9 protein-coding genes are annotated in these 13,180 nt (G+C 64.8%); 3 read left to right on the top strand and 6 right to left on the bottom strand.

Annotation, left to right across the window (positions count from 1 at the left end; all coding sequences use genetic code 11):
* Positions 1-39: 39 nt before the first annotated feature.
* Positions 40-1,872, top strand: coding sequence for an ABC transporter ATP-binding protein (locus VUG52_RS07170; RefSeq protein ID WP_050706801.1), 1,833 nt, complete (start codon positions 40-42; stop codon positions 1,870-1,872).
* Positions 1,873-2,071: 199 nt separating this feature from the next.
* On the opposite strand, the gene VUG52_RS07165 is transcribed toward VUG52_RS07170, so the two are convergent.
* On the bottom strand, positions 2,072-3,199 hold the full coding sequence (locus tag VUG52_RS07165) for a GNAT family N-acetyltransferase (RefSeq protein WP_050706802.1): 1,128 nt from the start codon (positions 3,197-3,199) through the stop codon (positions 2,072-2,074).
* A 238-nt stretch (positions 3,200-3,437) separates the two neighbouring features.
* On the opposite strand from VUG52_RS07165, the gene VUG52_RS07160 reads away from it, so the two are divergent.
* Positions 3,438-4,682 carry a putative porin gene (locus VUG52_RS07160; RefSeq protein ID WP_050706803.1) on the top strand — a complete coding sequence of 415 codons (1,245 nt, stop codon included), beginning with the start codon at positions 3,438-3,440 and terminating at the stop codon, positions 4,680-4,682.
* Positions 4,683-4,874: 192 nt separating this feature from the next.
* Here VUG52_RS07160 and VUG52_RS07155 read toward each other — a convergent pair whose 3' ends face one another.
* From VUG52_RS07155 to VUG52_RS07135, 5 genes are all read right to left on the bottom strand, one after another.
* On the bottom strand, positions 4,875-5,996 hold the full coding sequence (locus VUG52_RS07155) for a beta-ketoacyl-ACP synthase III (protein WP_050706804.1): 1,122 nt from the start codon (positions 5,994-5,996) through the stop codon (positions 4,875-4,877).
* A gap of 233 nt (positions 5,997-6,229) precedes the next feature.
* The gene (hrpA, locus tag VUG52_RS07150; protein WP_050706805.1) at positions 6,230-10,135 is read right to left on the bottom strand and encodes an ATP-dependent RNA helicase HrpA; all 3,906 of its coding nucleotides are present in this window, start codon (positions 10,133-10,135) and stop codon (positions 6,230-6,232) included.
* A gap of 105 nt (positions 10,136-10,240) precedes the next feature.
* A complete protein-coding gene (locus VUG52_RS07145; protein ID WP_050706806.1) occupies positions 10,241-10,489 on the bottom strand; it encodes a hypothetical protein in 249 nt (82 codons plus the stop codon).
* Positions 10,490-10,570: 81 nt separating this feature from the next.
* Positions 10,571-10,822, bottom strand: coding sequence for a hypothetical protein (locus VUG52_RS07140; protein WP_050706807.1), 252 nt, complete (start codon positions 10,820-10,822; stop codon positions 10,571-10,573).
* A 13-nt stretch (positions 10,823-10,835) separates the two neighbouring features.
* Positions 10,836-11,333, bottom strand: coding sequence for a hypothetical protein (locus VUG52_RS07135; RefSeq protein ID WP_050706808.1), 498 nt, complete (start codon positions 11,331-11,333; stop codon positions 10,836-10,838).
* Positions 11,334-11,789: 456 nt separating this feature from the next.
* Here VUG52_RS07135 and VUG52_RS07130 point away from each other — a divergent pair, with 456 nt between their 5' ends.
* A complete protein-coding gene (locus VUG52_RS07130; RefSeq protein WP_050706809.1) occupies positions 11,790-13,154 on the top strand; it encodes a glutamine synthetase family protein in 1,365 nt (454 codons plus the stop codon).
* The last annotated feature ends 26 nt before the right edge of the window (positions 13,155-13,180 follow it).

The following is a 13,180-nucleotide window of genomic DNA, read 5'->3' as shown; positions in this document are numbered from 1 at the left end:
CAGGGACGTGAGTCGGGTCGAACAGGAGTGTCGTCACCCATGCTGTACCGTCGTTTCGAGCAGTTGATCGATATCTTCCGCGAGGCGCCCAGCGAGGCGCCTCCCGGCAAGGTCTGGCCCTTCTATCTCTATTACCTGCGCCAGGTGTGGCCGAGTTTCCTCGCCCTGCTGATCGTCGGCCTGGTCGCCTCGCTGATCGAGGTGGCGCTGTTCAGCTACCTGAGCCGGATCATCGACCTGGCCCAGGGCACGCCCAACGCCAACTTCTTCAGCGAGCACAGCGGCGAGCTGATCTGGATGCTGGTGGTGGTGCTGGTGCTGCGGCCGGTGTTCTTCGGCCTGCACGACCTGCTGGTGCACCAGACCATCAGCCCGGGCATGACCAGCCTGATCCGCTGGCAGAACCACACCTACGTGCTCAAGCAGAGCCTGAACTTCTTCCAGAGCGACTTCGCCGGGCGCATCGCCCAGCGCATCATGCAGACCGGCAACTCCCTGCGCGATTCGGCGGTGCAGGCGGTGGACGCGCTGTGGCACGTACTGATCTACGCCATCAGTGCGCTGGTGCTGTTCGCCGAGGCCGACTGGCGGCTGATGCTGCCGCTGCTGGTATGGATCGTCTGCTACATCGGTGCGCTGTACTACTTCGTGCCACGGGTGAAGGAGCGCTCGGTGATCTCCTCCGACGCCCGCTCCAAGCTGATGGGACGCATCGTCGATGGCTACACCAACATCGCCACGCTCAAGCTGTTCGCCCACACCGACTACGAGCAGCAGTACGCCCGCGAGGCGATCAGCGAGCAGACCGAGAAGACCCAGCTGGCCTCGCGGGTGATCACCAGCATGGACGTGGTCATCACCTCGCTGAACGGGCTGCTGGTGGTCACCACCACTGGCCTTGCCCTGTGGCTGTGGAGCCAGTCGCTGATCAGCGTCGGTGCCATCGCCCTGGCCACAGGCCTGGTGATCCGCATCGTCAACATGTCCGGCTGGATCATGTGGGTGGTCAATGGCATCTTCGAGAACATCGGCATGGTCCAGGACGGCCTGCAGACCATCGCCCAGCCGGTCACCGTCAGCGACAGGCCCGACGCCCCGGCGCTCAAGGTCAGCCGCGGCGCGGTGCGCTTCGACCATGTCGACTTCCACTATGGCAAGGGCGGCAAGGTAATCGATGCCCTGAACCTGGACATCCGCCCCGGCGAGAAGATCGGCCTGATCGGCCCGTCCGGCGCCGGCAAGTCGACTGTGGTCAACCTGCTGCTGCGCCTGTACGACATCGACAGCGGGCGCATCCTCATCGACGGCCAGGACATCGCCGAGGTCAACCAGGCCAGCTTGCGCGCGCAGATCGGCATGATCACCCAGGACACCTCGCTGCTGCACCGCTCGATCCGCGACAACCTGCTGTACGGCCGGCCGGATGCCAGTGACGAGGAAGTCTGGGAAGCAGTGCGCCGGGCCCGCGCCGACGAGTTCATCCCGCAGCTGTCCGATGCCCAGGGCCGCACCGGCTTCGACGCCCATGTCGGCGAGCGCGGCGTCAAGCTCTCCGGCGGCCAGCGCCAGCGCATCGCCATCGCCCGGGTGCTGCTGAAGAACGCGCCGATCCTGATCATGGACGAAGCGACCTCGGCGCTGGATTCGGAGGTCGAGGCGGCGATCCAGGAGAGCCTGGAGACGTTGATGCAGGGCAAGACGGTGATCGCCATCGCCCACCGCCTGTCGACCATCGCCCGCATGGACCGGCTGATCGTGCTGGACAAGGGGCATATCGTCGAAAGCGGCAGCCATGCCGAGCTGCTGGCACAGCGCGGGTTGTATGCACGGTTGTGGCATCACCAGACCGGGGGGTTCGTCGGCGTCGATTGAGTTAGGCGCGGCCCCTGTAGGAGCGGCCTTGTGCCGCGAAAGGGCCGCAACGCGGCCCCTGTAGGAGCGGCCTTGTGCCGCGAAAGGGCCGCAACGCGGCCCCGGCGATCTTTGCATCAACGATGAAATCCTGGGGCCGCTTTGCGGCCCTTTCGCGGCACAAGGCCGCTCCTACAGGGATAGCGTGTGGCCAGGCACTTCAAACCTGACGATACGGCAACATCCCCCGCGCCTCCTCGGCGTAGGCCATCACCCCTTCGCGCTCCTGGCTCAGGAAGTCCGCGACCGCCCGGCGCAACCCCGGGTGCAGCAGGTAATGCCACGACCGCGTGATCACCGGCTCGAACCCGCGAATCAGCTTGTGCTCGCCCTGGGCACCGGCATCGAAGCGCTGCAGGCCTTCGCCGATCGCGAAGTCCATGCCCTGGTAGAAACAGGTCTCGAAATGCAGGCGGTCGAATTCGTCCAGGCAACCCCAGTAGCGGCCATACAGGCTGTCGCCTCCCACCAGGCTGAAGGCCATGGCCACCTCGCGCCCTTGCTGCCGGGCAATCACCACGCGAATCGCCTCGGGCATGCGCTCGGCCACCAGGCTGAAGAACTCGCGAGTCAGGTACGGCGCACGTCGGCGCACGGCATAGGTGTTGGCATAGCAGCGGTAGACGAAGTCCCACTGCTCCTCCCTCAGTTCATCACCGCGGTACCAGGCGAAATCGATCCCCTGCCCCGCCACCTGCTCGCGCTCCTTGCGCATCTGCTTGCGCTTGCGTGAGCTGAGGGTGTCGAGAAAATCCTGGAAGTCCCGGTAACCCCGGTTGCGCCAGTGGAACTGGCAACCCAGGCGTTCCAGCCAGCCCGGTTGGCCGGCAATGGCGTCGTCCAGCACGCTGTCGGTGAAATTGATGTGCGCCCCCGACAGCCCACCCTTGCCCAGGTACTCGGGAATCGCCTGCAACAGCAGCAGGCCATCAGCAGGGGCGGACGCCAGCAGGCGGGGCCCGGTGACCGGGCTGAACGGCACCGCGCCGAGCAGCTTGGGGTAATACGCGATGCCGGCGCGCTCGCAGGCATCGGCCCAGCCATGGTCGAACACGTACTCGCCGAACGAATGCCACTTGCGGTACGCCGGCAGCAGCGCCCGCACTTCGCCATCGCGCTCCAGCACCAGGTGTTCGGCGGCCCAGCCGGTGTCGGGTACCACGCTGCCACTGTCTTCCATGGCACTGAGAAAGGCGTGGCGCAGGAACGGCTGACCGTCGGGCACCAGCGCGTCCCAGGTGGTCGCCGGCAGGTCGCGCAGATGGGCAAGGCTGTGAAGGCTGATCACGTTTCCAACTCGCTGAAAAGAGAGTGCCAGTATTGCCAAGTCGACCGTGACACTCAAATGACGGCCGCTTTACTTAACAACAGTGCCACTGTTTAGACATTATTCTGTCATTCGCCCCCGCAATACTTGCGCCTGTTTTCCGGAACCCCAGAACCTGTCTAGTCAGGCCCTTTCCGAAGACATGCCAACTCGGGGGCGGGCGCTTGAGCCTCCCCACTTTTCCAACAGGGAGAACCTTATGCGTCTTGTTTCTACACTTACCGGGGTGAGCCTCACCGGCATGATGCTGGCTCTGAGTACTCCGGCCAGTGCTGCTGTCGACGCCAAGCTGCTCGAAATACTCCGCGCCAACGGCTCGATCAACCAGGCGCAGTACACCGAACTGCAGGGCGACCTGGCAAAGGAAACCAAGGAAAAGGCCGACCAGAAAGCCCAGTCCGAGCGCCTGAGCTCCTTCGAACAAAAAGTGGCTTGGGCCGCCAAGACCCAGATCAAGGGTGACGTGCGCCTGCGCTACGAAGACGTCAACGTCGACAACCCCAACAGCCGCAGCGGCAACCAGGACCGCGAGCGCGTGCGCGCCCGTGTCGGTTTCTACAGCGAGATCAACCCGCAGGTCGACGCCGGCATTCGCGTGGCCACCGGCAGCAGCTCGGACGCCCGCTCGACCAACCAGAGCCTGGACAACTACTTCGACAAGAAATCGCTGTGGGTGGACCTCGCTTACCTCGACTGGCACCCGACCGCCGTGCCGAACCTGCACCTGATCGGCGGCAAGATGCTGCAGCCGTGGGTGAGCATGGGCGACATCATCTGGGACAGCGACATCAACCCGGAAGGCGTGGCCGTTACCTACAAGACCAACCTGGGCGGCGCCGAAGTGTTCGGCAGCGCCGGCCACTACACCCTCAAGGACAACGTCGACGGCGACGGCGTGCAGTTCAAGCACGACGCGCAGCTGTACCACGGCCAATTGGGCACCAAGTTCAACCTGGCTGACAGCGTCAAGGTCACCGTCGGCGGCAGCCTCTACGGCTTCGACAACGACAAGAAGTCGGCCGTGCTGCGCAGCTTCGGCAACACCACCACCGAGTTCAACCTGGCCGAAGGCTTCGGCCAGGTGGACTTCACCGGCTTCGCCATCCCGCTGTCGGCCTATGGCCAGTTCGTCAAGAACACCGACAGCACCGACGGCGAGGACAAGGCCTGGCTGGCGGGTCTCAAGACCAAGCTGGGCGCCTGGAGCCTGGACTACAACTACCGCGACGTGCAGCGCAACGCCGTGGTCAGCCTGTTCACCGACTCCGACTTCGGCGCAGGCTTCACAGGTTCGCGTGGTCACAAGTTCAAGGTCGGCTACGAGATCGACAAGAACTTCTCCCTGGGCGCGGCCTACCTGATGGCCAAGACCGACCTGTCGCAGTTGCCGAACAACAACGCCGACGTCGACACCCTGCAGGTCGACCTGGAAGCCAAGTTCTAAGCGCTATGCTGAAGCGGGAATTGCTGACCCCATCCGGCATTTCCCGCTTTTTTTGCCTGTCAGAAAACTGGGGCTGCTTTGCAGCCCTTTCGCGGCACAAGGCCGCTCCTACAGGGAAATGCGATCCCCTGTAGGAGCGGCCTTGTGCCGCGAAAGGGTCGCAAAGCGGCCCCAGCATTCTCGAACCGGAAATCAGCGCTTGCGCAGCACCACACTACCAATCGAATACCCCGCACCAAACGAACTCAGCACCCCCAGCGAACCCTTGGCCAGGTCATCCTGATACAGGTGGAAGGCAATCACCGACCCCGCCGAACTGGTGTTGGCATAGCGATCCAGAATCACCGGCGCATCTTCCTCGGCCACTTCACGCCCCAGCAGCTTCTTGACGATCAGGTGGTTCATGCTCAGGTTGGCCTGGTGCAGCCAGAAGCGCTTGACGTCCGACGGCTGCAGATCGTTCTCGGCCAGGTGCTGGCCGATCAGCTCGGCGACCATCGGGCAGACTTCCTTGAACACCTTGCGGCCTTCCTGCACGAACAGCTTGTCGCGGGCACCGATGCCCTCTTCCGCGGCGCGGTTGAGGAAGCCGAAGTTGTTGCGGATGTTGTTGGAGAACGCCGTCAGCAGCTTGGTGCTGACGATGTCGAACTGGTGTTCGGAGGTGGCCAGGTCGGCACGCTCGACCAGCACCGCGGTGGCGGCGTCGCCGAAGATGAAGTGGCTGTCGCGGTCACGGAAGTTCAGGTGGCCGGTGCAGATCTCCGGGTTGACTACCAGCACGGCGCGCGACTGACCCAGCTGCACGCTGTTGGCGGCGGTCTGGATACCGAAGGTGGCCGACGAGCAGGCCACGTTCATGTCGAAGGCGAAGCCCTGGATGCCCAGTGCCTGCTGCACTTCGATGGCGATGGCCGGGTACGGGCGCTGCAGGTTGGAACAGGCGACGATCACGCCGTCGACATCGGCGGCGCTGCGACCGGCACGCTCCAGGGCCTGGCGGGCGGCAGCCACGCCCATTTCGCAGAGGATCGACTGTTCGTCGTTGCCGCGCTCGGGCAGGCGCGGCTTCATGCGCTGCGGATCGAGAATACCGGCCTTGTCCATGACGAAGCGGCTCTTGATGCCCGAAGCCTTCTCGATGAAGGCGGCGTCGGACAGCGGCGCCGCCTCGACCTCGCCACGCTCGATGGCGGCGGCGTTGTCACGGTTGAATCGTTGTGCCCAGGCGTTGAAGGATTCCACCAGTTCTTCGTTGGAAATGCTTTGGGCCGGGGTGTACAGGCCGGTGCCGCTGATCACGACGTTGTGCACGGTCGTTCCTCTGTCAGAGGCCATCGCCAAACGGGCGCTGGCCGAAAAAAGGTCGATACTGGCACCTTGGTACCAGTTTGTAGGCGAGGGCTTTGCCCTCGTTCGCGGGTAAACCCGCTCCCACAGGGCATCGCCATGTTCAGAACCGGCGATAATCCTGTGGGAGCGGGCTCGCCCGCGAATGGGCCGCAAAGCGGCCCAAATTCCACCAAGTTTGCCACAACTCGGGGGGCTTAGGCTTCCACCTGACTCCACTGTTTGCTCAGTCGCTTGTCGGAAACCGGCACCTTCGTCCCCAGTTGCTGGGCAAACAACGACACCCGGTATTCCTCCAGCAGCCAGCGGTACAGGGTCAACTGCTCATCGCGCTTGCCTTCCTGGGCATGCTTGTCGGCGCGGGCCTGGTACTGCGCCCAGCAATTGGCCAGCTCGGCGCTCCACACCCGGTCCTTCTGCACCTGCGAACCCAGCTTCTCCAGGCGCAGTTCAATCGCCTTGAGATAACGCGGCAACTCCTTGAACCAGGCCCCCGGCGTTTCCCGCACGAAGCCCGGGTACACCAGGTTGGCCAGCTGCTGCTTGATGTCGTTGAGCGCCACCGCCTGGCTCAGGTCGATCTTGCCCTTGAAGCGCTTCTGCAAGCCATGCCACAGCTTCAGCACCTCCAGGGTCAGGCGGGCCAGGCGTTCGGCGTGCTCGGTCCAGTTGCCGCGCTTGCGTTCGGCCAGCGAGGCCAGGCCCGCGCCATCGCGCGGCAGTGGGTCTTCGCCTTCCAGCACACAACTGTCGAGGCTGGCCAGGAGGATATCCTCGACCAGTGCCTCGACCCGGCCCAGTTCACGGTACAGCAGCCCCAGCTCGGTCAGCCCCGGCAGCTTGCCGCGCAGGAACTTGGCCGGTTCCGCCAGCTGTTGCAGCAACAGGCGCTGCAAGGCGCGACGGTGCTGGAACTCGGCTTCGGCCTGGGTCGAGAAGCGTCCCTCGCGCACCGTGCCGTTGTCCTCGACCAGCGCCGGGTAGACCGTCATCGACAGCCCGGCGATCTTCTGCTGGGCGGTCTGCGCCACCTGCGCGAAGGCCTTGGCCTGTACCGGCTGCTCGGCCTTCTCGCTACGCGGCAGGGCCAGCGCCGCCTGGCTGGCGGCGGCGAAGCGGGCGGTCAGCTCGGCGAGGTCGCGGCCTTCGCCGAGGAACTTGCCCTGGGCGTCAACCACTTCGATGTTCATGCGCAGATGGCCTTCCACCAGCCCGGCCGCCTCCGCCCAGGCCTCGTCCGACACCCGCGCCCCGGTCATGCGCAGCAACTCCTGGCCCAGGGCCTGCGGCAATGCCCCCTGGCCGAACGCCAGGCGCGACAGGGCCGCCTTGACGAAGTCGGGCACCGGCACGAAGTTCTTGCGCAGGGCCTTGGGCAAGTTGCGCACCAGGGCGATGCACTTGGCCTCCAGCAGGCCGGGCACCAACCATTCCAGGCGCTCGCCCGGCAGGTTCGGCAACAACGGCGCCGGCACCCGCACGGTCACGCCGTCACGCGGATGGTTCGGCTCGAAGTGATAGCTCAGCGACAGGCGCAGCTCGCCCACCTGCAGGTGGTCCGGATACTGCGCGGCGGTGACCTCGCTGGCCTCGCGGGCGAGCACGTCCTCTTCGCGCATGATCAGCAGGTTCGGATCCTTCTGGCTGTTCATCCGGTACCAGCTGTCGAAGGTCGCGGTCTGGTGGATCTCTTCGGGCAGGCGCGCCTCGTAGAAGGCGTACAGCGTCTCCTCGTCGGCCAGAATATCGCGCCGACGGGCCTTGGCTTCCAGCTCGTCGAGCTGCTCGAGCAGGCGCTTGTTGGTCGCCAGGCACTTGGCCCGCGACTGGATCTCGCCACCGACCAGGCCGTCGCGGATGAACAGCTCGCGGGAAGTGATCGGGTCGATGGGGCCGAAATGCACCGGCCTGCGACCGACCAGGATCAGCCCGTAAAGGGTGATCTGCTCGTAGGCCACCACCTGGCCGCGCTTCTTCTCCCAGTGCGGTTCGAAGTGGTTCTTCTTGATCAGGTGGGTGGCCAGCGGCTCGATCCAGTCCGGCTCGATCTTGGCCACCATGCGCGCATACAGCTTGGTGGTCTCCACCAGTTCCGCGGCCATCACCCACTGCGGTCGCTTGCGACCGATGCCAGACGACGGGTGAACCCAGAAACGCCGCTGACGCGCGCCCTGATAGTCGCCCTCCTCGGTCTTCTGGCCGATCTGGCTGAGCAGGCCGCTGAGAATCGCCTTGTGCAGGGGCTGGTAGTCGCAGGCGTCCTTGTTGACCGTCAACTGCAGGTCGCGGCAGATCAGCGCCAGCTGGCGGTGGGCGTCGCGCCACTCGCGCAGGCGCAGGTAGTTGAGGAAGTTCTTGCGGCACCAGTTACGCAGCGGGCTAGCGGTCAGCGCCTGGCGCTGCTCCTCGAAACCGCGCCACAGGTTGACCAGCGCGGCGAAGTCGGAATCGACATCCTTCCACTGCGCGTGCGCCTGGTCGGCGGCCTGCTGGCGCTCCGGCGGGCGCTCGCGCGGGTCCTGCACCGACAGCGCGCTGGCGACGATCAGCACTTCCTGCAGGCTGCCCTGACGGGCTCCTTCGAGCAGCATGCGGCCCAAACGAGGATCGATCGGCAGGCGCGCCAGCTGGCGGCCCAGCGGCGTCAGCTGGTTCTCGCGGTTGACCGCCGATAGCTCCTGCAACAGGTTGAAGCCGTCGCTGATGGCCTTGCCATCCGGCGGCTCGATGAACGGGAAGGCGTCGATCGCGCCCAGGCGCAGGTGCAGCATCTGCAGGATCACCGCGGCCAGGTTGGTGCGCAGGATCTCCGGGTCGGTGAACGCCGGCCGGCCGTTGAAATCGTCCTCGCTGTAGAGGCGGATGCAGATGCCCGGCTCGACCCGGCCGCAGCGGCCTTTACGCTGGTTGGCGCTGGCCTGGGACACCGCCTCGATGGGCAGGCGCTGGACCTTGGCGCGGTAGCTGTAGCGGCTGATGCGCGCGGTGCCGCTGTCGATCACGTAGCGGATGCCCGGCACGGTCAGCGAGGTTTCGGCGACGTTGGTCGCCAGCACCACGCGCCGGCCGCTGTGGGACTGGAAGATCCGCTGCTGCTCGGCCGGCGACAGCCGCGCATACAGCGGCAGGATCTCGGTGTGGCGCAGCTGCGCCTTGCGCAGGATCTCGGCGGCGTCGCGAATCTCGCGTTCGCCGGGCAGGAACACCAACACATCGCCCGGGCCCTTGCCCTGGCTGCGTTCGTGCTGGGCGATCTCGTCGAGGCTGGCGAGGATCGCCTGGTCGACGGAAAGGTCCTCCTCGACCTGGTTGCCCTCCTCGTCGTGCTCGCTGGTCAGCGGCCGGTACCAGGTTTCCACCGGGTAGGTGCGCCCGGACACCTCGATGATCGGCGCGCCATCGAAGTGCTTGGAGAAGCGCTCCAGGTCGATGGTCGCCGAGGTGATGATCAGCTTCAGGTCCGGGCGGCGGTGCAGCAGGGTCTTGAGATAGCCGAGCAGGAAGTCGATGTTCAGGCTGCGCTCATGGGCCTCGTCGACGATGATCGTGTCGTAGCGCTCGAGGAAGCGGTCGTGCTGGGTCTCGGCCAGCAGGATGCCGTCGGTCATCAGCTTGACCAGGGTGTTCGAATCGCTCTGGTCCTCGAAGCGCACCTGGTAGCCGACCAGCGCCCCCAACGGCGTGCCCAGCTCTTCCGCAACCCGCGCCGCGACACTGCGCGCGGCGATCCGCCGGGGCTGGGTGTGGGCGATCAGGCCATGGCTGCCGCGGCCCAGCTCCAGGCAGATCTTCGGCAGCTGGGTGGTCTTGCCGGAACCGGTCTCGCCGGCGATCACCAGCACCTGGTGCTCGGCCAGGGCCTTCTTGATCTCGTCGCGCTTGGCGGCGATCGGCAGGCTGTCGTCGTAGCGAATGCTCGGCACGCTCTGCTGGCGCGCGGTGACCTGGGCGCAGGAGGCCTGGACCTTTTCCACCCACTGCGCGAGCTTGCCCTCGTCGGGGCGCTTGCGCAGCTCGTGCAATTGCCGGCGCAACCGATGGCGGTCGGCGATCATGGCGTGGTCGAGGTTCTTCAGCAGTTGGTCGATGGCGTGGTCTGTCATGGGGCTTTTTAATGATGCAGGCGAGTGCTGCTTTTTCATGATCGGCAGGCGTAAGAGGCGGGATTGTCGCAGATTTGCGAAATCGATGCTGCCTGTGCCCGCCGTTCAGTCGCGATCACGCTCGAAATAGCGGGAGCGCTTGAAAAACAACGGGGTAGCAATTGCCACGAAAAAAGCTGACCAGCCAATACCATCAAGTTGCAGGAACTGCTCTTCACCCAGTTGATTACAGGCGGTAATCCCCGTGACGTTGAAGACGATATAGAGAAGAAACCTGATGCACCTTGACCGGCATGCCCAGTCGACCAACGTGCCGACCACGAGGGCATAGCAAATACCATAAAGCACCCACATATCCGCTCCCCTTCAGATAATCAACATCAGGCTGCTGGATTGGGGACCAATACCGCCTTTCACGGTTGCTGTGCCCGCCGTTCAGTCGCGATCACGCTCGAAATAGCGGGAGCGCTTGAAAAGCAGCAGCGTTGCAACTGCATCACAAAGAATCCACCAGTACATCCCATCCAGCCGCAAGAATTCACGCTCGCCAAGTTGTGTGCACGCCGTTATGCCAGTTGCCATCAGCGCCACGCAGACGCAGCATCTGAGCGTTGCTGAGCGACATGCCCAGTCAAGCAATAGGCCGGCGACCAGCCCATAAAGGGTAAGAAGAAAGATCTCAGTCATGGCTACCCTTCAATCACATGATGAACATCAGGCTGGACGTCTGAGGACCTATGCCGCCGTGAACCTTGGCTGACAGCGACACCAGAACATCGCCCACGTGAAAGGTCGGTATTGAGCGCAGCATTGCCCAGCCAGCAACAACACTGACCGCCCCTCCAGTGATCGCCCCCACGGGCGTACCCGCCAGCGGGCCTGCAACACTTGCGCCTGCTTTACCTGCAAGCCAGCCGACTACAGTCGAAACCCTCTGCCTTTGCTGATTTAGGATGTCCCCTTGCTGTCGTGAAATCGGCCGAGATACTGCAACCGTCATATGGCAAGGCCGCTCCCCCGCCTGCATTCGGTCATAAAGCTCTGCCATCTTTTCAACGACCTGATAGTGCCCGGCATGCACGAATGGCAGCCCCGCCTGCCGGATCTGACAACATTCCCCTGGCTGGATGATGAACTCGCTGACATCGAAGATGATCGCGTGATGGGCGATTACCTGATAAGTCCTTTGCGCTTGCATGGCGATCCCTGACCATTCCTACAAAGAAAGGGACTTTCACCGCTGGCGCGCCACCTGCCAATTAGCCTAGGTCCGAGAAAACTGTGGGAAGCTTCCTAAGCTGCTGCGACGCGGCGAACAAACCTTGCCAATGTTTAGCTGCCACCGGAATGAACGTCGCCATTCACTGCTTTAATCAACCTTACAGGCCATGTGAGTATCCAGGGATGCTTCCCGACCCGATGATCGCCCGCCCGCTGCCCTACCCTTCGCTGCCGAAGGCCCGGGCCCGTGCCGGTGAAAATCCGCTGGTCCATATCATCCTGGCGTTCTGGGCGCTGTGGCACTGCCGCCACGCGCGCCCACCGGACACGTCGCTCACGCACTCCTGACCCGACCCGGCCGCCTTCTGGCCGATTGACTCAGCCTGACCGCTCGCCTGCGCGGCGGTCACGTGTGCCCCAGAGCGAATCCACCATGCACTTTGCCCCCGCAGAGCAAGCCAGGCGTTTCCTGGCCGACAACCCCGATATCGACCTGATCGAGCTGTTCCTCCTCGACGCCAACGGCGTGCCCCGCGGCAAGCTGCTGCACCGCGAGGAGCTGCTGGCGGTGTTCGAAAGCGGCCGCCCGCTGCCCAGCACCATCCTCGGCCTGACCCTCAACGGCGATGATGTCGAAGACTCCGGCCTGGTCTGGGACGTCGGCGACATCGACTGCCGCGCATACCCGCTGGACGGCAGCCTGGTGCGCCTGCCCTGGCGCCGGGTGCCGACCGCCGCCGTGCAGGTCAGCATGCACCCCAGCGAAGGCCTGCCGGCCAGCGTGGCCGATCCGCGCCATGTGCTGCTGCGGGTGATCGACGCGCTCAAGGCCGATGGTTTCCACCCGGTGATGGCCTGCGAGCTGGAGTTCTACCTGCTCGACCAGCAGCGCGACGCCCACGGCCGACCGCAACCGGCGCTGGATAGCGACGGCGGACGCCCACGCGGGACCCAGGTGTATGGCCTGCGCGAGCTGGAGCAGATCGAACCCTTCCTTGCCGACCTCTATGCCGCCTGCAAGGCCCAGGGCATCCCGGCCCGCACGGCGATCTCCGAATACGCCCCCGGCCAGGTGGAGATCACCCTGGAGCACGGTGACGCGCTCCAGGCGATGGACCAGGCCGTGCGCTACAAGCGTCTGGTCAAGGGTATCGCCAACGCCCACGGCATGCAGGCCTGCTTCATGGCCAAGCCGTTCGCCCAGCTGGCCGGCACCGGCATGCACATGCACCTGAGCCTGGCCGACGCCGCCGGCAACAACCTGTTCGCCAGCGAAGACAAGGCCGGCACCCCGCTGCTGCGCCAGGCGGTGGCCGGCATGCTGCGTCACCTGCGTGAATCGCTGCTGTTGTTCTGCCCCAACGCCAACTCGTTCCGCCGCTTCCAGGCCAACAGCTATGCGCCGCTGGCACCGACCTGGGGCGTGGACAACCGCACCGTCAGCCTGCGCGTACCCGGTGGCCCGGCCAACAGCCGGCATATCGAGCACCGCATCTGCGGCGCCGACGCCAACCCCTACCTGGCCGCCGCCGCGATCCTCGCCGCCACCCACCAGGGCATCCGTGAACAACTCGATCCCGGCGCCCCGGTCGAGGGCAACGGCTATGCCCAGGCCGGCGAACACCTGCCCACCGACTGGCTAACCGTCCTCGAGGCCTTGGAAAATTCGAGCTGGGCCCGGGAGGCGCTGGGCGAGGCCTTCCTCGGCGTCTACCTCAAGGTCAAGCGCGCCGAGTACCGCCAGTTCATGGCCGAGGTCGGCGAGCAGGACTGGCGCTGGTACCTGCACCAGGCCTGATGCCCACAAGATTACAAGAAGGAACA

It is taken from the genome of Pseudomonas sp. LH21 (assembly GCF_036549575.1).
Taxonomy (GTDB): Bacteria; Pseudomonadota; Gammaproteobacteria; order Pseudomonadales; family Pseudomonadaceae; genus Aquipseudomonas; species Aquipseudomonas peradeniyensis.
The sequence above is the reverse complement of the archived record's forward strand: the minus strand, read 5'-3'. Positions and strand labels throughout refer to the sequence as shown.